This is a genomic window from Stenotrophomonas sp. Pemsol (assembly GCF_003586545.1).
Classification (GTDB): Bacteria; Pseudomonadota; Gammaproteobacteria; order Xanthomonadales; family Xanthomonadaceae; genus Stenotrophomonas; species Stenotrophomonas sepilia.
Genome location: NZ_CP025780.1, coordinates 4106902 through 4127287, shown reverse-complemented (window position 1 = coordinate 4127287; position 20386 = coordinate 4106902). Strand labels below are relative to the sequence as shown.

Annotated in this window: 16 protein-coding genes; 2 read left to right on the top strand and 14 right to left on the bottom strand. The window is 63.6% G+C overall.

Features of this window, described 5'->3' with window-relative positions; all coding sequences use genetic code 11:
- Positions 1–100: 100 nt before the first annotated feature.
- The 12 genes from PEM_RS18975 to glnA all read right to left on the bottom strand — a co-directional run bounded on the left by PEM_RS18975 (position 101) and on the right by glnA (position 15620).
- Positions 101–1039: an AAA family ATPase gene (locus tag PEM_RS18975; protein WP_276117344.1), complete on the bottom strand. Its 939-nt coding sequence runs from the start codon at positions 1037–1039 to the stop codon at positions 101–103.
- Between the two features lie 80 nt (positions 1040–1119).
- Positions 1120–1350, bottom strand: coding sequence for a hypothetical protein (locus PEM_RS18970; protein ID WP_119706136.1), 231 nt, complete (start codon positions 1348–1350; stop codon positions 1120–1122).
- Between the two features lie 9 nt (positions 1351–1359).
- Positions 1360–2361, bottom strand: a complete 1002-nt coding sequence (locus PEM_RS18965) for an AAA family ATPase (RefSeq protein ID WP_049441968.1) — start codon at positions 2359–2361, stop codon at positions 1360–1362.
- Positions 2361–4781, bottom strand: coding sequence for a DDE-type integrase/transposase/recombinase (locus PEM_RS18960; RefSeq protein ID WP_119706135.1), 2421 nt, complete (start codon positions 4779–4781; stop codon positions 2361–2363). The genes PEM_RS18965 and PEM_RS18960 overlap by 1 nt, the downstream gene beginning before the upstream one ends.
- A 1563-nt stretch (positions 4782–6344) precedes the next feature.
- The gene (locus PEM_RS18950; RefSeq protein ID WP_075675705.1) at positions 6345–6923 is read right to left on the bottom strand and encodes a histidine phosphatase family protein; all 579 of its coding nucleotides are present in this window, start codon (positions 6921–6923) and stop codon (positions 6345–6347) included.
- Between the two features lie 405 nt (positions 6924–7328).
- A complete protein-coding gene (locus PEM_RS18945; RefSeq protein ID WP_111127188.1) occupies positions 7329–9374 on the bottom strand; it encodes a TonB-dependent receptor in 2046 nt (681 codons plus the stop codon).
- 104 nt (positions 9375–9478) lie between these two features.
- Positions 9479–9793 (bottom strand): hypothetical protein, encoded by a 315-nt coding sequence (locus PEM_RS18940; protein WP_005420957.1) that lies wholly within the window; start codon positions 9791–9793, stop codon positions 9479–9481.
- Between the two features lie 107 nt (positions 9794–9900).
- Positions 9901–11067, bottom strand: coding sequence for an MltA domain-containing protein (locus tag PEM_RS18935; protein ID WP_065196051.1), 1167 nt, complete (start codon positions 11065–11067; stop codon positions 9901–9903).
- Positions 11068–11134: 67 nt separating this feature from the next.
- Positions 11135–11881: an N-acetylmuramoyl-L-alanine amidase gene (locus tag PEM_RS18930; protein ID WP_095378436.1), complete on the bottom strand. Its 747-nt coding sequence runs from the start codon at positions 11879–11881 to the stop codon at positions 11135–11137.
- 217 nt (positions 11882–12098) lie between these two features.
- Positions 12099–13529, bottom strand: a complete 1431-nt coding sequence (amt, locus tag PEM_RS18925; RefSeq protein ID WP_111127190.1) for an ammonium transporter — start codon at positions 13527–13529, stop codon at positions 12099–12101.
- Between the two features lie 21 nt (positions 13530–13550).
- Positions 13551–13889: a P-II family nitrogen regulator gene (locus PEM_RS18920; protein WP_004134334.1), complete on the bottom strand. Its 339-nt coding sequence runs from the start codon at positions 13887–13889 to the stop codon at positions 13551–13553.
- A 321-nt stretch (positions 13890–14210) separates the two neighbouring features.
- A complete protein-coding gene (gene glnA, locus PEM_RS18915) occupies positions 14211–15620 on the bottom strand; it encodes a type I glutamate--ammonia ligase (protein WP_005420964.1) in 1410 nt (469 codons plus the stop codon).
- A gap of 223 nt (positions 15621–15843) precedes the next feature.
- Between glnA and PEM_RS18910 the strand changes: the two genes are divergently transcribed.
- Positions 15844–16638 (top strand): undecaprenyl-diphosphate phosphatase, encoded by a 795-nt coding sequence (locus PEM_RS18910; protein WP_005420966.1) that lies wholly within the window; start codon positions 15844–15846, stop codon positions 16636–16638.
- A 74-nt stretch (positions 16639–16712) separates the two neighbouring features.
- Positions 16713–17537, top strand: coding sequence for an META and DUF4377 domain-containing protein (locus PEM_RS18905; RefSeq protein ID WP_005420968.1), 825 nt, complete (start codon positions 16713–16715; stop codon positions 17535–17537).
- 157 nt (positions 17538–17694) lie between these two features.
- Here the strand turns inward: PEM_RS18905 and PEM_RS18900 are convergent, their stop codons facing one another.
- Together PEM_RS18900 and PEM_RS18895 are read right to left on the bottom strand one after the other, a co-directional pair.
- Positions 17695–18306, bottom strand: coding sequence for a YbhB/YbcL family Raf kinase inhibitor-like protein (locus PEM_RS18900; RefSeq protein ID WP_005420969.1), 612 nt, complete (start codon positions 18304–18306; stop codon positions 17695–17697).
- A 10-nt stretch (positions 18307–18316) separates the two neighbouring features.
- Positions 18317–20386, bottom strand: coding sequence for a tetratricopeptide repeat protein (locus PEM_RS18895; protein ID WP_111127192.1), 2070 nt, complete (start codon positions 20384–20386; stop codon positions 18317–18319).

Genomic DNA, 20386 nt, shown 5'->3' with positions numbered 1-20386 from the left:
CGCTTGCCGTAGAACGTAGTGCTCCAAGGATTCAACTCGCGACGTTCCCACACCCTTCAATTGAAGTGGAGGCAAGGACGACCAGGTAAATCGGTGAATGCTAGACTTCACGGCACACCTCCCCATAAGAGGAGGCCCAACTAGACTTGAGCTGTTTCGCTCTGGCTGTGACGCTTCCAGCCTCCATTGCATCCTCGAATTCCTCGATATCTCGCCAAAGGTTGGCAAGATCGTTGTCTGAATAGTAGGAGGCCTCTATGTGACGTTTAAGGATCCGCTCGCTTCCTTCTTGCTTGGCCGCATCCGCAGCTCGCGACAGAAGTTGAGCCACCTCTCCATAGACACCTCCCGTCGCGACCAGTAGATCCGCCGCCATTCGTATCAATAGGTCCTGTTTAGAGAAATTGTGCCTTTCGCTTAGCGACATAAGGAGGCGCAAGAATGGAGCCCGGTCCTCCTTTCTTCTAACGCTATATGGCGGAACCCATATAGACGTCACACTTCGGCGAAGCTCGGATCCGATCGACCAGAGTTGAACTGCCCTGTGGATTCCGCTCATTATCAGCATCGACCCGGCGGACTCTGCTAACGTCATCAAGTGCAATGCATGGTCTGCAGGTGACTTGTCTTTGTGATTCACCAGAAGCGCTGATATTTGATCGATAGCGACATACTTGCAGTCACGCGCAATCATGGACCGCCTCACAGACGACCAACACTCCGCTTCGGTGAGCCTGAGTTGATACCGTCCAAGTTGAAGGTCTCTGTCGCGCACTTCGGCTTGAATGTCCGAAGGGGGAATTGACCGAGGTGATCTGCCCTCCAGCGCCCAAGTCAGAGTCGGCGCGTTAAGCTCTTGCAACAACTCGCGGGCGAGATATCGCGAACTGAAGTATGCTCCAACTGGCAAGCACACAAACGTCTCGATGGCAGGAACTTTTCCCTTTTCCCACAGGTTTGGATTCCCAAACATCTCACGCATAACGCTCCGACGCATCGTGGTCTTCCCTACACCGGACGGACCGATGACGTAGACCATATGCCCCGGTCTGTGATTGTCTAGGGCTGCCCTCAGTCGATCTCGCGGCCGTCTGTATGCTGAGTGCTGGAGAAGTTCCATCAGAAATCCTCCGCTTTGTCGAGCGCTTCTACACCTTCCTGCGAAGGGCCTATGTCTTGGCCCTCGTGACTGGTGGATTCCGCCAGCTCTGCCAGGTGGGAGAGGAGTGCAATCGCAATGATGAATGCAGCCGCGAACCGCCTCCTGGCGTGCAGTTTTCGCGCGAGATCGTCGCGCCGCCGCCTTGCATCGGCGCCCCACCGGAACTGATTTGAGTCGGTAGTCACCATTTCCTTCCCTCAGGTTGGAGATCCCCAGCGCGCCTTCACATGTTCTGATCGCTCAGTGACACTGCCGGCAACCATGCTCATCTCAAAGGCGTCGATGTCCCGCCATAGATTCCTAAGATCCTCACTTCCGTAGTAGGAGATCTCGATGTGTCGCTTGAGAATTCTGTTGCATCCCTCCTGCTTCGCAGCAATATCTGCCCGCCCCAGTAGTTCGACCACCTCAGCGAATACGCCGCCGGTAGCGGCAAGGATATCGTTGGCCATCCGGATTAGCAGATCATCCTGTGATAGCCCGTAGCGAGTGGCCAATGACTTGAGCAAACGAAGGAACGGCAGTTTGTCATCCCGACGCTTATCGCTATATGGAGGCACCCAAACAGTTGTGACTCGGCGTCGCAACTCGGAGTTGACCGACCACAACTGCGTGGCTTTGTGCACCCCAGTCATAACGAACATCACGCCTGTGGCTTCAGCTATCGCCATCAGATGGAGGGTGTGGTCAGCGGGGGACTTGTCTCTGTGGTTGACTAGTAGCGCTGTGACCTGATCGATTGATACGTACTTGCAACTACGCGCTCTCAGGCTTCGCTGCACCATCCCCCAGTACTCGCCTTCTGTCTGTCTTGTTCGCGCTAAGGACGCCCACTCCGATGTTGCTGCGGCGAGCTCGCGTCGTATTCGCAGTTTTGCATCCTCCCCGAGATAGCTTCCGTCCAGTAGCCACGCCAACGTGGGCGCGTGCAACTCTTGCAGAATAGAGACAGCGAGCTGACGCGAACTGAAGTACGCGCCGTGAGGAAGTGTGGCGAATGTCTCGACCAGGGGTATCCGCCCACAATCCCAGCATGCTGGATTGCCAAACATCTCCTGCATTACCGAGCGCCTCATCGTAGTCTTGCCCACGCCCGATGGCCCAATAATGAACACCATATGTCCTGGCCTATGACGGTCGAGCGCCATTCGCAATCGCTTGCGTGGGCCCTCGTAGGCTGGGTGCTGAACCATCTTCATCAGTAGTCCTCCCGTTCATCGAACGGAACGATGTCCTGTGCGATCGCAGGTGGCACTGGTTCGATATCTAGCCTCTCATCGCTGCCGGTCATTGGAACCGGGGCAAGGTGCTCTGTTGCGGGCCTTGCCGCTTGGGCTTGCACTCGGCGTGAATGACGCGCACGGGCAACTTCCTCTTTTCTTTTTGCCGATTGTGAGCGCAACGAGGGTGCCCAGAGCAGATGAAACAATCGCTCCTGATCCGACAAAAGCGCATCGCTTTGCACTTTGTTGTGGAAGGCCTTGAACCAATTTCCGTGAACCTTCACGTAGATCACATTTGGGTCACAGCAGTCGCTACGAACTTCACTGGCATCCTCAGTTCGCAGCTCTTGTAGGAGCTCGTCGCTGGTGAACCAGCCATCGATGGTACGTACACCACGCTGCCGATCGATTCGCTTCTTGATCTCCACCTTGATCGAAGTTCTGATCAGGAATCCGTCATTCCATTCGCACGGTGTGCCTAGAGCGCCATAGGCTGCAAGCGCGTCAGCCCTTCTCTCGATCGGCGTTGTATCATCCGGGCCCGGCGTCATCGGAAGGTCGTGATAGACGAAGTTCAGGAATTCTTCGTGTACGCGGACAAAGTCCGTTCTGGCATTGTTTCGGCTCTTGAACTTGCCGTCGACCTTACGTCCCATCTGGTCGGGCCGCGTGCTTCCTTGGAATCGCTGTGCTACTTGTTCGTTGACCTGCTTGATGGCGTTCTCGGCAATGCCATTCCAGGCACTACCAGCCGTTGGTGAGAACCTTAGACTGATCTCGCCATGGCAGAAGTCCTGTAGCCAGCGGGAGGTGTTCTCCGGCCCTCTGTCCAGATGGATCAACTTGGGTAGGAAGCCCTGTCTTTTGACGTACTCACGCATGAGCAATGCCAATGCGTCGGTTCTTGCTGAGCCAAATACCAATGCATGAGCCATCGGATAGCCCGTTGCTCCATCTATGCCGATGTAGAACTTTGCTTTGCTTGCTGGGAAGCAGTGAATCAGGTTCGGCGCGCAGCGAACATCTAGATCCGACGCATCCACGTGCAGTGTGTGGCCATATCCGATCGGAGGCAGCGAGCGATGGCGAGGATCGGTGCGTGTACGCGTCGCGTGGTAGGCGCGAAAGCCGCCCGTGGATAGGGCATGGCGCGTTGGGCTCTCGCTTCTTCGTCTGGCATCCAGTCGGCCCCTACCGCAAGGCTCAACTCCTAACCGAAGGCACTCCTCTTCGAACACATAGAGCAAGTCCTTCGGTCTATGTACCCTCCCGGTGTTCCAGTGCAGCGCGATGACGGTCTCTATGGCTTGCTCGTGTTCCGGAAGCAGGCGCGATGCTCGGTTTCCGCTAAAGGCATATTTGGTAAGACAAGCCGAAAGCGCGGATCTTCCTTCGGCAACAGCCTTTCGAACCTGTCGCTGTAGAGCGCCCATCCGTCGTGTTGCGGGCAGACTTCCGGCCTCAATCAGCGCAAGCCTACTGAGTCGCTGGCGTGCCCGCTGGAGGTCGGTAGCGGTTGCGACCAGCAATGGATCGTCCACAGCTGGTTGCGACTGACCTTTGACAATGGCTCCAAACAGTAGCCCGTCCGCCTCCTTGGCCTGCTCCTTCGTGCCATACAGATGGAAGCGGTCAGTCCTAGCCACGGGAGTGCTCTGCAATGGACCGAAGGCCGCCGATCTTCCCAGCATCCAAAGCGCTAGGCGCGGTGTGAATCCGGGCACCTCGGCGAGGAGACTGTCCAGCAGTACGGGGCGCTTGGCGATTATCCGAGCTGCCTTGGATACTGCGGTAGTTTCATGTTGCTGAAGGGCATCACCGGCTACCGCGTAGCACGCTTCAAGGTTCTGGAGGTACACACCGGTTGGAGTGGGCGGTACCCAGACTCTGAACACCAGGCCATGCTGCTGTGCCCATTGGGCGTAGGGCAAATAGGTCCATACCGCGTCCTGCTTGACCCAAAGGGAGTCCGGAAGCCCCAGTTGGCTCTCCAGCCACGATAGCGGCTTGCACTCCACTAGCTCTACGTGGTCCCTGCGAAATACAAGAAAATCCACATGTGCAGTGCTGATGTGATTGCGCCCGGACGCCGTGGTGCGCTGCACGCGGCGGCATGGTACTTGTACGTAGTAGCCCAGCACCTCGGGGTCAAGCTCAAGCTCATAGGCAAAGACCAGCTCGCACGTATGGCTTTCAACTGTTCGCGCACCACCGTTCCGGATTGAGTTATGCCTAACGCGAACGTTTCTTAGCGCCGCCTTGCCTACAGTCTTTGTTCCGCTGCCGGCAACCATGCTCTCGATCTGCCGGATACTGAGCTCACTTGCCTTTATGCGGGTGTAAAGCTGGTGACGGTCTTCAAACGATAGGCCATCAGATTGATCGTCTGTGGACATGCCGATTCCTCATGCGCACCCCACGGGACCACCGTCCAGAATGCCTGGGCGAGCCTTACCAGGCGAGTCGGACATAGGTGCCCGTGGCAGGCCTGCGCAGGCTTGACAGGGGAGTCAGGGAAGGGGAAAGTATCGGCAAGACCTGCAAAGTCGCCGATCTGAGAACCCGTGAGTCCTACCTCACGGGTTTTTTCTTTCCAACTTCCGGCAAGGGAAGTTCAGATTGGGCTAGGTCATGGGCTGCCTGCCTCCCTCGGAGATTGAGGTGCCTGAGATCGAAGGTATGCGCTGACATCGGCGGCGTGAGCGAACCATCCGCGACGACCTTGTGGACGAAACAGCGTCACTGGCAAACGACCTGTGGCGCTTGCCCGCCTAAGTGCTGCCGGGCTATTGAACCCGAGCAGTCGCGACAGGTCTTTGGCCGGCACCAGCCCGCCATAGGTTTGCGCCACCCAAGCCACAGACAATGCATCCGGCTCTTTACTTGGTAGGCTCACGTAAGCTCCAGTGATGCTAAGTTCCAGGTAACCCTAGCGCTCTACCGTAGCCTTTTCATCCAGAGAAATTGCCCTTCCAACGTCTAGTTTTTTTGGAGGTTTCCGATGGGGGAGTTACACGAAGCTTGCCTAGCACTCCAAGCGATGCAGTGCTCCAGTTTAGGTCGCCCTGCTTCTGATGCATCGGACAGGCTGCACTCCAGGATTGTCTGGAATACATGGTCTATGGTGGAAGGCGGTGAGGAAGAGCTGAGGGCACGCTATGTTCTTCGGCGCCACAGCCTAGATGGTCCGTTAATGATGCGCAGCGATGAGTTCAGTGCATATCGGCAGGGATTGCGGTCACTATCACCCAGGCGGCGCAAACACCTTGCCCTGCAGCATCCCCAGCTTGAGGAGGTGGTTAAGTGGCCCTTTGCAGCCCTCAGCCATCGAGAGTGGGATATGAGGACAGTTGTTGGCTGGAATCGCCTATTTACGTCCAGCGCCGGACTACTCGGAGACCGCTATTCATTCCCGGGCGATAGGACCAGTACTGATGAGAACCGCGTGCCTGTGATGGCATATGACCTGGATGGCCTTTACCAACGAGGTGACATCTATGGCTTTCTCATGCTGACGTGCACGTATCGGCTGTTCCACTTGCAGCGGTTGGCTGATCGCCAGTGGTATGCGGCAAGCCACATGATACGAGCACTATCTGGAGCATGCAGAGATCCCAGAGTGCGCCCATACGCTCATGAGTTGATCACACAGACGAAGCAACTTCTTCGCCTGCTGCCGGACACGAGCTTTCCAATTCACGTGAATGACGACGTGATCTGGGATCAGATCCGGAACGACGTCCACGAGCCCTCCTACTTGATGAGGCGGGCTGCTGAAAGGCGTGGCGTTCACATCCCTGAGCCTGTGAGCCCAATCATCTCCTACCGATACCAAAAGTGCGCCCCTCATCAACAGCCTTTGCTGTTCGCGCGTAACGGGTAGTCTTCTGATCCGACCAGGCCAAAGATCTGCGGCCGGGGAGCGGGGCCGGGAGGTTGGCAGTATCCGCGATCGCCTTCTATTCGAAAGATACCCTCTGGCAATGGGCTATAGGCTGATCCAAATCCAGCTTTCGAAATGCGCCCATCGCTGCAGCGTTCACCACTGAGGGAGCCTTGCTCCCGCAAATCCAGCGCATCGCCTGCATCAATTGGCCGTGGCTAAACACGACCACCTGCTCATGCGCGGAATAGGATTTAAGAATGCGCAGCGCTCGCGCAGCGCGGGCAACTAGCTGGGCAAATGACTCGGCACCAGGTCCATCCACATAGTTTGGATCGCAACGGGACCAGTAGTCCTCTACCCACTTCTTGCGGTCTGCTGCCGAGGTGCCCACGCACCGCTCAGGCGACAGATAAGTGAACTCGTGGACCCCCAGGGGCGCAACGACCATCTTGAAGCGTTCGGCGAGTGGTTGTGATGTCTGTCTAGCCCGGAGGAATGGTGAGGTAAAGATGCGGTCAGGCGCAGCCGACCAGGTCATTGCCAATGCGCGAGCCTGCTCCTCCCCTGCGGCAGTAAGGGCAATGGATTCGGGATCGGCGGTTGCAAATCCCGCATTAGCCATGCTTTGCGCATGCCTAACTACCACTAGCATATTCCCTCTCCCCCTGTTCTGTTTGTCTTCTGGGCAGGTGCCTGCCGCCCGTCTCGGATGCACCCTGACTCCGACGCATAGACCCTCTTAAGCCAGTACCTAGTGCTGTTAGGCCGCCTCGCATTGTCGCAATGGTTCTGGACCATTGTCTGCTGCGGCGGGCTACGCTCGTTTGCCTCGCACGACACAATCTTTGCCACTCAACGGGGGGCAAAGCATGGTCCAAACCCTAACAGGCTGCACAGACTTTGTGGTTCCGGTGGGCACCTACTTTGGTGATGGGATCAGAAAGGGATCTGACCGCATGCGCTGCGGGGTCCGGGGTCGGATCCCTTTCCGCCTGGAAAGGGCTCTGACCCCTGCCGCAGGTCGAGCAGGCTCGACCACTACCGGGTGCGTGGCCGATTACAGCTTCATGTTCAGGCCGACGAACACGCTGCGGCCCGGCGCCGGCGAGAACATCGGGCGGGCGCTGTCCCAGAAGAAGCTGTCGTACCAGGCGTAGGCGTACTCGCGGCCGGTCACGTTCTTCAGCTGCAGGTCCACGCTGAAACGCGGGGTGAGTTGGTAGGCCGCGCTGAGGTCGAGCACGGCGAAACCACCGAACTTGCCGGCCACGTTGCGTTCTTCCAGGTAGTAATCGCCCTGTGCACGTGCCTGCAGGCCCAACCGCAGCGCATCACGGGCGCGGTAATCCACGCCCAGGTTGCTGATATGGCGCGGGGTGGCGGCCACTTCGCGGCCCTGCAGTGAAATGCTGGCATCGCGGTCGTCGCGGGTGATCTTCGCTTCCTGGTAGGCGTGCGACGCCCACACCGTCCAGTCTTCGCCCAGCTGCAGGCTCAGCTGCGCATCCACGCCGCGCCGGCGGGTCTTGCCCAGGGTGACCGTGGTGCCGGTTGCCGGCATGTTGGACACCTCGTTTTCCGCGTCCTGCTGCCACACCGCCAGGCGTGCCTGGCTACCGGCAAACGGCTGGAATTTCAGGCCCAGCTCCATGCCGGTGTTGGTGGACGGCTGCATCGGTGCCTGCCCTGGGGTGAGGTAGGCCGGTGCGGTGGAGCCGGTCAGTACCTGGAAGGTGCGACCCCAGTTCGCGTAGACATGGGTGGTCTGGCCCAGGCTGTGGATGACGCTCAGCTTGGGCTGGCCGATGCTGCCGTAGTCCTGCAGGCGGCCGCTGACGCCGTTCATCAGGTGCGTGCTGCCACTGAAGCGATCGATACGATAGGCCGGCACGATCTTCCAGGCCTCGACGGGCTGGTAGACGGCCTGCACGTAGGCGCCCCAGTTGTCGAAGCTGTGGCGATCATTGTTCTGCACCCGCGCGGGGGGCTGGCTGAAATCAGTGGGTTCGGCGTAGGCGTAGCGCTCGCGGAGGTAGCCGTTGTCCTGCTGCTCGTAGTTCAGGCCACCTTCGACGGTGAGCGTGGGGCTGGCCTGCCAGGTGAGCGTGCTGAGCAGGCCATGCTGCCGCTCGTCCCATACGCGGCGCTGGCGCGGCAGGTTGCCGGTGGGCAGGTCGCTGAAGGTCACGCGACGGTCGTCTTCGTAGCGGTTGTAGTACAGGCGGGTGCCGAAGGTGATTGCGTCGGACAGCTTCATGTCCAGGTGCGCGGCAAGCTGGCGCATGTCGCGGTCATCGCCATCGTTGCCGTTGCGCAGGTCGCTGCCACGGCGGTGCGTGCGCAGCTCGTCGGCGGTCATGAAGCCGGGTTCGTCGGCTTCGTGGTGGTACGCGCGCGCGGTCAGTCCCACGCGCAGGCCGTCGTCCAGCGAGCCGTAGAACCACTTGCCGCCCAGCGAATATTTCTTCGAGGTGTCGTGGTCGCGGTAGCCGTCGCTGGCCTGGGTGCCGACGAAATAGTTCTGCGCGAAGCCATCGGCTTCACGGCCGACTGCCAGCTGCGCATCGCGGGTGTTATAGCTGCCGTAGGCCAGGCGCGCATCGGTGTAGCTGCCACCCTGGCGCGTACCGAAGTTCACGTTGCCGCCGATGTTGTGCAGGCCGTAGCGCGGGTCGTTGGTACCGCGCACCACTTCGATGTAGCTGATGTCCAGCGGGAACAGCATGTCGATGAAGCGCTGGTTGCCGCTGTTGACGTTGCTGGGGATGCCGTCGATCAGCGTCTTGATGGCATTGAGATAGCCCTCGCCGTTGAAGGCGCGGAAGCTGACCTTGCCCGATTCGGCGCCCTGCCGGGTTTCGGTGAGCTGGATGCCGGGCATCTGCCCGAGCAGTTCCCAGCTGTGCGAGACGTTGCGGTTTTCGATCTGGTCTGCACCCAGGACATCCACCGAGGTCAGTACCTGATGCGCACTGAGCTGGCCTTCGCCGTGCTGGTGCACCTGCACCTTGCCGAGAGTGAGCGCGGCGTCGGCCGACTGTGCGAAGGCTTCAGGGGCGAACGGTGCGGCCGCGAGGGCGGCCACCAGGGTAGGAGTCTTCATGGGAAGGGGCGGATACGGTGAAATGTAATCATATAACATTTCACGCGCCCGATTTTTGCGGCGTCGAGCAAGGCTCGGCGTTACAAGGGCGGGTGCCGGGGGGATTACACCGGGTAGCCGGTGGCTTCCCGTGCCTTCTTCCAGGCGGCTTCGAATTCACGCGCGGAAATTTCGTCGTCCTCGTCGAAATCCAGGAACGACACTGGCTGGTCGGCCAGCAGGAAGCGGTCGTCGCTGTGGGCATGCTCGTCGGCCCAGACCATCTTGGTCCCGTAGATTTCCACCTGCCGCACGATCTTCTCGCCGCGCGCTTCCATCAGCACATTGCCCTTGCCCAGGCCCGATTCGGCCCAGTGCTTGTAGTACTTCTTTGCGGCCGATTTCGCGCCGGATTTTGCGGTGTGCTTTGCGTAGGTCATTGCAGGAGCCCTGGCCGCAGGCGCGGCCGGAAAGTACGGAATGGCGCCATTATCAGGCATCCGGGGTCAGAGCCCTTTCCTTTGGAAGGGATCCGACCCTTGCCGGTTCAGTTGGGCAGGGGCACGCCCTTCGGCCACAGCATCCAGATGTTGCCCTTCTGCTTCATGTCGCCAGCCAGCTTGCCGGCGGCATCGCCGCTGCCCCAGTACAGGTCGGCGCGCACTTCGCCGGCGATGGCGCCGCCGGTGTCCTGCGCGGCCACCGGGCGCACCACCGGACTGCCGTCCGGGCGCGTGGTGGAAAGCCACAGCAGGCTGCCCAGCGGCACCACGGTGCGGTCCACCGCCACGCTGTAGCCCGCAGTGAGCGGCACGTTCAGTGAACCCCGTGGCCCCTCCGGGCTGTCCGGGTTGCGCACGAAGAACACGTAGCTGGGGTTACTGCGCAGCAGTTCCGGTACGCGCGCGGGATGGGCCCGGGCCCAGGCGCGGATGGCGTCCATGGTGACGTCTTCCTTCTTCAGCTGGCCCTGGTCCACCAGCCAACGGCCGATCGCACGGTAGGGGTGGCCGTTCTGTTCCGCGTAGGCCAGCCGCACCTGCTTGCCATCGGCCAGGCGCACGCGGCCGGACCCCTGGATCTGCAGCAGCTGCAGGTCCATCGGGTCGGTCAGCCAGGCCAGCACCGGCGCCTTGGCGCCCTTGGCCGCGATGGTGCCGGCGTCGTCATAGGGCTTGAGTACTTTGCCTTCGACGCGCCCGCGCAGGCGCTTGCCCTTCAGTTCCGGGTAGAGGCTCTCCAGCTGCACCACCACCAGATCATCCGGCGTGCCGTACACCGGCACCGTGGCCTTATCGGTACGGGTAAGACTGCCGGGGTAGATCGGCTCGTAGTAGCCGGTAATCAGCCCGTCGGCCTGATGGCCACCGGCACGTAGCGCGTAGGCATCGAGGTCGCGCTGCAGGAACTGGCGGATCGCGGCCGGGTCCTTGTCTGACACCGCGGCGGCGGTGGCGCAGGGTTTGGCCCAGACAGCGTCGTTCTTCAGGCGGGCGCAGCTGCTGCGCCAAGCCACGAAGCCGGCCTGCAGATCAGCATCGGAGACTGCGGGCAGGGCTTTCCAGTCGACCTTGGCGTAAGTGGCCGCCGGCGGCGAGGTCGGCGTGGGCGCTTCGGAGCCTGCGCGCGGAGCGGTGGTGGAGCAGCCTGCGAGCACCACCGCTGCCAACAGGGTCCAGTGCATGCGCTTGAAGAAGGTAGCGGAATCGATCATGCCGCCATGGTGGAGTGCCGGCCGCTGGGCGGCAACCCAGCGCGGGGTCAAGCGTTCATGCGCGGGGTCACGGTATCTGCAGCAGCAACGAATGCAGGATGCGGGCGTCCTCGGCATCCAGCGTCTTCGGCAGGTCGTCGCGGCCACGGAAGCGGCGGTGGAAGGCGGCGACGGTGGCTTCGCGGTTGTCGAGCGGATAACCGAAGCGGGTCAGCGCATTCCACGCGTCGAATCCTTCCGGTGCCGCGCCGTCGGCCGCGCGCGGCCACACGCCGAAGCCGGCCTCGGCCAGCTGCTGCCATGGGAAGAAGCGGTTCGGATCCTGCTTGCGCGTCGGCGCCAGGTCGGCATGGCCGATCACCTGGCGCGGCGGGATGTTCAGGCGCGTGGTGAGGTCGCGCAGCAGCACGATCAGCGATTCGATCTGTGCCGCACTGAACGGGCTGCGGCCATCGTTGTCGAGTTCGATGCCGATCGAGGCCGAATTGAGATCGGTGATGGTGCCCCAGCGCCCGGCCCCGGCGTGCCAGGCACGGCGCTCATCGGCGACCAGCTGGTAACGATGGCCATCGGCGCCGATCAGGTAGTGCGCACTGACCGGTCCACCGCTGTTGGCGGTGCGCAACGTATGCAGGCTCTGCTGCACCGACTTCTGCTCGGTGTGGTGGATGACGATGATGACCGGCGTGCGCGCGTTCTGGTTGGGTGACGGCACCCAGGTGGCGAGCGGGTTGCGGGTTTCCTGCGGCGTGGAGGCGCAGGCGGCCACCAGCAGGCAGGCCGAGAGCATCAGGGACGTGCGGATCGGGTGCATGGCCCGATTGTGCGCGATCAGGCCCGATGATGCATGCCGCCGTGCCAACCAAGCTTGGCACCCACCAGAGAGGATGCGGTAGATCCACGCCATGCGTGGATGCGCCACTCCGGCCGTGCCGACCAACGGTCGGCACCCACCAGAGCAGGAGCAGTGCCAGGCAAGCCTGGCACCGACCAAACGCAAAAGGCGGCCCCGCAGGGCCGCCCATCATGCATCAGGCCTCGTAGGCAGACTCGCCGTGCGAAGTCACATCCAGGCCGGTGCGTTCGGCCTCTTCGGTCACGCGCAGGCCGACCACGACCTTGACCACCAGCAGGATGACCGCGGTCATCACCGCCGACCACAGTACGGTCAAGCCGACGCTGACCACCTGCACCCACACCTGATGGGCGATATCCAGATCGGCCTTGGTACCGCCCAGCGACTGTGCACTGAACACGCCGGTGAGAATCGCGCCGACGATGCCGCCGACACCATGCACACCGAACACGTCGGCCGTGTCGTCCACTTTGAGCAGGCGCTTGAGGCCGGTCACGCCCCACACGCAGACCACGCCGGCGACGAAGCCGATCACGATCGCGCCGAGCGGGCCGACCGTGCCGCAGGCCGGGGTGATGCCGACCAGGCCGGCCACCGCACCCGAGGCCGCGCCCAGTGCCGACGGCTTGCCCTTGCCGATCGCTTCCACCAGCGTCCAGCCGAGCACCGCGGCAGCGGTGGCCAGCACGGTGTTGAGGAAGGCCAGCGAGGCCACCGTATCGGCGGCGGCGGCGGAACCAGCATTGAAGCCGAACCAGCCCACCCACAGCAGCATGGCGCCGATGTAGGTAAACGGTACGTTGTGCGGCTTCAGCGCGGTCTGGCCGTAGCCCAGGCGCTTGCCGACGAACCACGCGCCAACCAGGCCGGCCACGCCCGCGTTGATGTGGACCACGGTGCCACCGGCGAAGTCGATCGCGCCCAGTTCACCCAGGTAGCCGCCGCCCCAGACGATGTGTGCCATCGGGATGTAGCTGAGGGTGAACCACAGTGCCGAGAACAGCAGTACCGCACGGAACTTGATGCGCTCGGCGAAGGCACCGACGATCAGCGCGGTGGTGATGCCGGCGAAGGTCGACTGGAAGGCGACGAACAGGTAGTCCGGCAGGCCCTTGATCGGCGTGTTGCCCACCGAGTCGGGCGTGAAGCCCTTGAGGAAGGCGAATTCGGTGAACGAACCGAAGAATGGATTGCCCGCGCTGAACACCGCGCTGTAGCCGTAGGACACCCACAGCAGCAGCACCAGCGAGAACACCACCAGGATCTGGCTGAGCACCGACAGCACATTCTTCGAACGCACCAGTCCGCCGTAGAACAGGGCCAGGCCCGGCACCACCATCAGCAGCACCAGCAACGTGGAGGTGAGCATCCAGGCGACGTCGCCACGATCGTAGGCGGCGGCCGCTTCGGCCACGGCCGGCGCAGCGGCGCTGGCGGCCGGATCGTGCAGCGGCTCGACCGCAACGGTTTCGCTCGGCAGCGGCGACACCTGTGCCTGGGCATGGGCGCTGCCCGGCCACGCACCTGCGGCCAGCGCACTGAGCAGCATCAACAGGCACACCAGGTGGAACCGGGCCTGCCACCCGGTGAGAAGGCGCATCTTCATTGGGGAGTCTCCGGAAGGGGGTTACAGCGCGTCGGCACCGATTTCGCCGGTGCGGATGCGGATGACCTGTTCGACGGCGGTGACGAAGATCTTGCCGTCACCGATCTTGCCGGTGCCTGCCGACGACTGGATCGCTTCGATCACTGCGTCGGCACGCTCGTCGGTGACCACCGTTTCGATCTTGATCTTGGGCAGGAAATCGACGACGTACTCGGCGCCGCGATACAGCTCGGTGTGGCCCTTCTGGCGACCGAAACCTTTCACTTCGGTCACGGTGATGCCCGACACGCCTGCATCGGACAGGGCCTCGCGGACCTCGTCGAGCTTGAACGGTCGGATGATGGCGGAGATCAGTTTCATGCGCATGTCCCGATGGTGGATGGGGCCAGCGCGCCAGCGCGCGTTGGCATCAGGCAACCACAGGTCATCAGGGCGATGACCGTGGCTGTTGCACCGGACACGTACAGGGCCGGGACGGCCGTGCCTCTCTCCTTGCACGACCGACGCGGGAGGGAGGGCGGCCCTGGTCGCGTATCCGGTCTCTCTCTTGCCCCTGGGGTGGGGTCAGAGCCCTTTCGCGGCGCGAAACGGATCTGACCCCCTACAACCGCGGCTCCCCAGCCGCGAGAACGGAAGCGATGGCGGCGGGTGGGAGGGGGGACCCACCGCCATCGCGCCCGGTCAGCTGGCGTAGTACAGCTGGTATTCCAGCGGGTGGGTGGCCGCGCGGAACTTGGTCACTTCCTGCATCTTCAGCGCGATGTAGCCGTCGATGAAGTCATCGCTCATCACGCCGCCGGCCTTGAGGAACTCGCGGTCCTTGTCCAGCGCTTCCAGCGCCTGGTCCAGCGAGGAGCAGACCTGCGGGATCAGCTTCTCTTCCTCCGGCGGCAGGTCGTACAGGTCCTTGTCGCTCGGTGCACCCGGGTCGATCTGGTTCTTGATGCCGTCCAGGCCGGCCATCATCAGCGCGGTGAAGGTCAGGTAGCCGGACTGGATCGGATCCGGGAAGCGCATTTCGATGCGGCGCGCCTTCGGGTTGGACACCCACGGAATGCGGCACGAGGCCGAACGGTTGCGGGCCGAATAGGCCAGCATCACCGGCGCCTCGAAGCCCGGCACCAGGCGCTTGTAGCTGTTGGTGCCCGAGTTGGCGAAGGCATTGATGGCCTTGGCGTGCTTGAAGATGCCGCCGATGTACCACAGCGCCAGCTGGCTCAGGCCACCGTAGCCGTCACCGGAGAACAGGTTGGTGCCGCCCTTGGACAGCGACTGGTGCACATGCATGCCGCTGCCGTTGTCGCCGACGATCGGCTTGGGCATGAAGGTGACGGTCTTGCCGTTGCGGTGCGCGACGTTCTTGATGACGTACTTCATGCGCAGCAGCTCGTCGGCCTTCTGCACCAGGGTGCTGAACTTGGTGCCGATCTCGCACTGGCCCGCAGTGGCCACTTCGTGGTGCTGCACTTCCACTTCGATGCCGACCTGTTCCAGGGTCTTGCACATTTCCGCGCGCAGGTCGTGCAGGGTGTCGGTCGGCGGAACCGGGAAGTAGCCGCCCTTCACGCCCGGACGGTAGCCGCTGTTGGCGCCGTCATACTTGGCGCCGCTGTTCCACGCCGCTTCTTCCGAGTCGACCTTGAAGAAGGTGTTGCCCATTTCGTTGGCGAAACGGACCGAGTCGAAGATGAAGAATTCCGGCTCCGGGCCGAAGAACGCGGTTTCGGCGATGCCGGAGGACTTCAGGTAGGCCTCGGCACGCTTGGCGATGCCGCGCGGGCAGCGGCCATAGGCCTGCATGGTGGCCGGATCGAGGATGTCGCAGCTGATCACGATGGTCGGATCGGCGTAGAACGGGTCGACGTAGGCGCTGGACGGGTCCGGCAGCAGCACCATGTCCGATTCGTTGATGCCCTTCCAGCCGGCGATCGAGCTGCCGTCGAACATCTTGCCTTCTTCGAACAGCGACGGTTCGACGATGCTGACCGGGAAGGTGACGTGCTGCTCGACGCCACGCATATCCACGAAACGCAGATCGACGAACTCGATCTGGTTGTCCTTGATCAGCTTCTCAACGTTTTCCACGGACATCGGTACGACCTCGGATGGGGATGAATGCCTGCTGAGGTAAAGCAATGACCGTGCCAACTTTTCGATACCCGCAAGTCGTTGATTTCAATATGGCTGCCCCGCGCCGGTGCAGAACGGTGCGCACCAAACCGGTGCGCCCGCCAACAGACGCACCCGTTTGGTGCAGCAGGGATCGTCTATCCTCTCGACCTTCTTCCTTCCGCCGCGCGTGCCCGCACCGTCCATGTCCGACCTGCTCTCCGCCCTGCTGCTGGGCATCCTCGAAGGCTTGACCGAATTCCTGCCGATCTCCAGCACCGGCCACCTGCTCATCGCCCAGCACTGGCTGGGTGCCCGCTCGGACTTCTTCAACATCGTCATCCAGGCCGGCGCGATCGTGGCCGTGGTGCTGGTGTTCCGCCAGCGCCTGCTGCAGCTGGCCACCGGCTTGAACCAACGCGAGAACCGTGAGTACGTGTTCAAGCTGGGCGCTGCGTTCCTGGTCACCGCCGTGGTCGGCCTGGTGGTGCGCAAGGCCGGCTGGTCGCTGCCGGAGACGGTCAGCCCGGTGGCCTGGGCACTGATCATCGGTGGCGTCTGGATGCTGCTGGTGGAGGCCTACACCGCGCGCCTGCCCGACCGCGACCAGGTGACCTGGACAGTGGCGATCGGCGTGGGCCTGGCGCAGGTCGTGGCCGGCGTGTTCCCCGGTACCTCGCGCTCGGCCTCGGCGATCTTCCTGGCCATGCTGCTGGGCCTGAGCCGTCGCGCCGCTGCCGCCGAGTTCGTGTTCCTGGTCGGCATTCCCACCATGTTCGCCGCCAGCGCCTACACCTTCCTGGAACTGGCCAAGGCCGGGCAGCTGGGCAGCGAGAACTGGACCGAGGTGGGCGTGGCCTTCCTTGCCGCGGCCATCACCGGCTTCGTCGTAGTGAAGTGGCTGATGGGCTACATCAAGTCGCACCGGTTCACCGCCTTTGCGATCTACCGCATCGCGCTGGGCGCTGCGTTGCTGCTGTGGTTGCCCTCCGGCAGCTGAACAGCGCCGGCCGCACGGTAACCCCATTGCCGGCCCCACCCCGTTTTCCCCACGGTTCCCCAAGGAGAATCACCATGAACCGCAAGCTCACCCTGCTCCTCCCGCTGGCCCTGATGGCCGCCTGCAGCCAGACCCCGGCCCCGGCCGGCAATGGCGGCGACGACGTGGCCCCGGCCGCGACCAAGGCAGCGGACCAGCAGACGCTGGCGCACCTGGATGCGCAGCGCCTGCAGAGCCAGCACTGGCTGCTGCAGCAGGCCACCGGCGCCGACGGCAAGCGCATCGACGCGCTGTTCGCCCGCGAAGACAAGCCGGTCACCCTGGACTTCGCTGATGGCCGCCTGTCGGTCAGCAACACCTGCAACCGCATGGGCGGCGGCTACACCCTGGCCGACGGCAAGCTGACGGTCAGTGCGATGGCCTCGACCATGATGGCCTGCACCGACAAGGCGCTGATGGCGCTGGACGAAGCCGTGTCGAGCCGCCTGCAGGGCGAACTGAAGGCCGAGCAGGATGCCGATGGCAAGCTGACCCTGACCAATGCCAAGGGCGACGTGCTGGTGTTCAACCCGGAACCGACCGCTGAAACCCGCTACGGCGGTGCCGGCGAAACCGTGTTCCTGGAAGTGGCCGCGAAGACCGAGAAGTGCTCGCACCCGCTGATCCCGGACTACCAGTGCCTGCAGGTGCGCGAAGTGAAGTTCGACGACAAGGGCCTGAAGCAGGGTGAGCCGGGCAAGTTCGAGAACTTCTACGGCAACATCGAGGGCTACACCCACGAAGACGGCGTGCGCAACGTAGTGCGCGTGAAGCGCTACGAAGTGAAGAACCCGCCGGCCGATGCGCCGTCGCAGGCGTACGTGCTGGACATGGTGGTCGAGTCGGCCATCGAGAAGTGATGTAGAGCCGACTGTCAGTCGGCTGGCACTTGAAGGGCGGCCGCAAGGCCGCCCTTCTTCGTTGTGGGTAGAGCCGGCCGCTGGCCGGCTGCCATGCGCGGATCCGGCAGCACACGGGCGTTGCCGGCCAGCGGCCGGCACGACCCGTTATGCCGCCTCAGCCCAGCGCCGGATTCAACGTGTAGGTGCCGTGCAGTGCCGCTTCGGCCAGCACGTGGCCGTGCATGGCCCGGTACGCGTCGGCGGCGGTGAAGCGTGCCGGCAGCTGCAGCGATGCCACGTCCAGCGCGAACACGCGGAAGAAGTAGCGGTGCACGCGCTCGTCGTTGAACGGCGGATAGGGGCCGTCGTAGCCCAGGTAGTCACCGGCCATGTCCGGGTTGCCGGCGAACCAGCCGGTGAAGTCGTTCAGGCCCTGGCGGCTGCCGGCCGGCCCGGCCGGCGTGGTCTTGCCCTTCACCACGAAGCCGTCGCTGCAGCTGCCTGCGGCAATCTCGCGCACCGAAGCCGGAATATCGGCCATCACCCAGTGCACGAAATCACAGCGGGGCTGGTCGCGTGGCACGCTCATGTCGGTGCGGCCGACCGTCTCCGGCACGGTCGGCACGTCCGGATCGACGCATACCAGCAGGAACGAACGGGTGCCCTCCGGCACATCGCTCCAGGCCAGGTGCGGATTGCGGTCCGGTGCGAAGCCCGCCGCATCGCCTGCGGCGAATTCGCGGTCGATCGGTGCACCGTTGGTCAGGCTGTGGCTGCTCAGTTGCATCGGCGTGTCCTCACTCTTCCGGGTAACCCAGGCGCACCGCGATCGGGGTGAGCTTGGCGAAGGCGGCGCTCATCACGTCGCGGTAGTTGCGCCAGTGGCCCGGCGGGAAGCGCGGCGCGCCCAGCTGCGCGGCCGGCGGCATCGGCCGCTCGAACAGTCGGCCCAGCAGTTCGGCCATCGCCTGCGGATCGTTGCCGATCTGGTCGATGCGCAGCAGCACCTGCGGGTACAGATCGTCCTCGTGCAAAGCGGCGACCTGGGCCAGCGCGCGCGCCAGCCATTCGCTGGCTTCGGCCAGCGAGGTCATTGCCAGCGGCGCGGCGGCACCATAGGCCACCCAGTCCAGCAGCATGTCGCGCGGGTCGCGCAGCACCACCAGCAGGCGGCCCTGCGGCAACTGCGGGCGCAGCGCCCACAGCAGCGCGTTGTCCCACCACAGCAGCCAGTCGATGATCGCGTCGTCCTGCACGCCGCGCGACGGCAGCTGTTCGCGCCAGCGCTGCACCAGCCGCTCCGGGGTCAGCACGCCGGAGGCGAGGTCCTGCAGCGTGTGGTAGTTCTGGAAGGCGTCGTCGGGTGCGTTGGAGGTATAGCGGTCGCTGCGCAGCACCGGGCTGGCCGCGGCCAGGCCGGTCGCCACGCGCTCCACGCCCGACCCTGGCGCGCCCCACAGGAAGATCGGCGCGGAGGTGGCATCGCCGTCGATCTCGCCCTTGTCCGGCCAGCTCGGCGGTGCCTTGGCCTGCGGCGGCAGCGGCAGGCGCTGCGGGGCCTGGTCGGCCTGCAGGGCCAGCCAGGTCTGCAGCGCATCTTCGTGCTGCCCGGCGCGATCCTGGATCTCACCCAGCCAGGTGCGCAGGTCGGCGCGGTGGCCTTCCGGTGCCATGTCGATCAGCGCCTGCACGCGGGCGACCGCGGCGGCCGGATCGCGCTGCAGCAGGCCTTCGACCAGGCGGGTTTCGCCGCTGACGCGGCCCGGTTCGAGGCTGACGATGCGCTCAGCGATCGCTTCGGCCTGGGCGTGTTCGCCCACCATGTCGTGCAGGCGCAGGCGCGCTTCCAGCGCCGGCAGGTGGCCCGGCATCGCGTCCATCCAGCGCTCGACCGTGGCGGCGGCGGTGGCACTGCCGACCTCCTCCACCGCCAGGCGTGCCAGCCACAGGTCGTGCAGCTGCGGGTGCTGCTCCAGGGCGGCATCCAGGCGGGCGCGGGCCTCGTCTTCGCGGCCCAGGCGCTGCCAGGACATCAGCAGCAGCTGCAGCACGTCGCGGTCATCAGGCAGCGATTCCAGCAACGGCAGCAGGTGCTCCAGCGCCTGCAGCGGCTGGCCGCTGCGCAGTGCCAGTTCGCCGGCCAGGCGGCGCATCGAAGGCGTATCCAGGCCTTCCTGCTGCAGCGCGATCTGCATCGCTTCTGCCGCAGCGTCCAGGTTGCCCTGGCGCATGGCCAGCTGCACCACCAGGCCATGCAATGAGGCGATGGTCGGGTTCAGTTCCAGCACGCGGCGGAACGCCTGCTCGGCGAAGGCCAGCATGTTCTTGCCCAGGTAGGCGAAGCCCAGTGCGTAAAGCACGCGGATGTCGTTGGGCAGGGCCTGGTTGGCGGCCGACAGCAGCGTCAGCGCGCGATCGGCATCATCGCGGCGCAGCGCGATCATGCCATCGATGGTCAGCAGCTCCGGGTGGTCCGGTTCGACACGCGAGGCCAGCGTGGACAGGCGCTGCGCTTCATCGAAATCGTTGCGACCGATCGCCAGGTGGGCCTGCATCAGGTACGCGGCGAATGCGTTCGGGTCCAGCCCGGTGGTGCGCGTCAGTGCTTCGCCTGCGCCGTCGAACTGGCGCAGGGCCAGCAGCAGGCCGGCGTGCTGCAGGTGCAGCTGGGCGTTGTCCGGGGCCAGCTGCAGCGCCTGCTGCAGGGCCTCCATCGCGTCCTCGGCCTTGCCCTGCTGCTGCAGCGCAAGCGCCAGCCAGCGGTGGGCCTCGGCCTGGCCGGGTTCATCACGGGTCCACGCCTGGGCCAGCTGCACGGCCTGGTCGGCCTCGTTCTGGCGCAACGCTTGGATGATCTGGTCTTGCAT

Coding starts and splice junctions, on each gene's coding strand:
- PEM_RS18920 (WP_004134334.1), bottom strand. CDS start 13,889: ATGAAACTGATCTCCGCCATCATCCGACCGTTCAAGCTCGACGAGGTC.
- PEM_RS18930 (WP_095378436.1), bottom strand. CDS start 11,881: ATGCACCCGATCCGCACGTCCCTGATGCTCTCGGCCTGCCTGCTGGTG.
- glnA (WP_005420964.1), bottom strand. CDS start 15,620: ATGTCCGTGGAAAACGTTGAGAAGCTGATCAAGGACAACCAGATCGAG.
- PEM_RS18965 (WP_049441968.1), bottom strand. CDS start 2,361: ATGAAGATGGTTCAGCACCCAGCCTACGAGGGCCCACGCAAGCGATTG.
- PEM_RS18950 (WP_075675705.1), bottom strand. CDS start 6,923: ATGCTAGTGGTAGTTAGGCATGCGCAAAGCATGGCTAATGCGGGATTT.
- PEM_RS18960 (WP_119706135.1), bottom strand. CDS start 4,781: ATGTCCACAGACGATCAATCTGATGGCCTATCGTTTGAAGACCGTCAC.
- PEM_RS18910 (WP_005420966.1), top strand. CDS start 15,844: ATGTCCGACCTGCTCTCCGCCCTGCTGCTGGGCATCCTCGAAGGCTTG.
- PEM_RS18935 (WP_065196051.1), bottom strand. CDS start 11,067: ATGATCGATTCCGCTACCTTCTTCAAGCGCATGCACTGGACCCTGTTG.
- amt (WP_111127190.1), bottom strand. CDS start 13,529: ATGAAGATGCGCCTTCTCACCGGGTGGCAGGCCCGGTTCCACCTGGTG.
- PEM_RS18975 (WP_276117344.1), bottom strand. CDS start 1,039: ATGGTCTACGTCATCGGTCCGTCCGGTGTAGGGAAGACCACGATGCGT.
- PEM_RS18905 (WP_005420968.1), top strand. CDS start 16,713: ATGAACCGCAAGCTCACCCTGCTCCTCCCGCTGGCCCTGATGGCCGCC.
- PEM_RS18895 (WP_111127192.1), bottom strand. CDS start 20,386: ATGCAAGACCAGATCATCCAAGCGTTGCGCCAGAACGAGGCCGACCAG.
- PEM_RS18970 (WP_119706136.1), bottom strand. CDS start 1,350: ATGGTGACTACCGACTCAAATCAGTTCCGGTGGGGCGCCGATGCAAGG.
- PEM_RS18900 (WP_005420969.1), bottom strand. CDS start 18,306: ATGCAACTGAGCAGCCACAGCCTGACCAACGGTGCACCGATCGACCGC.
- PEM_RS18945 (WP_111127188.1), bottom strand. CDS start 9,374: ATGAAGACTCCTACCCTGGTGGCCGCCCTCGCGGCCGCACCGTTCGCC.
- PEM_RS18940 (WP_005420957.1), bottom strand. CDS start 9,793: ATGACCTACGCAAAGCACACCGCAAAATCCGGCGCGAAATCGGCCGCA.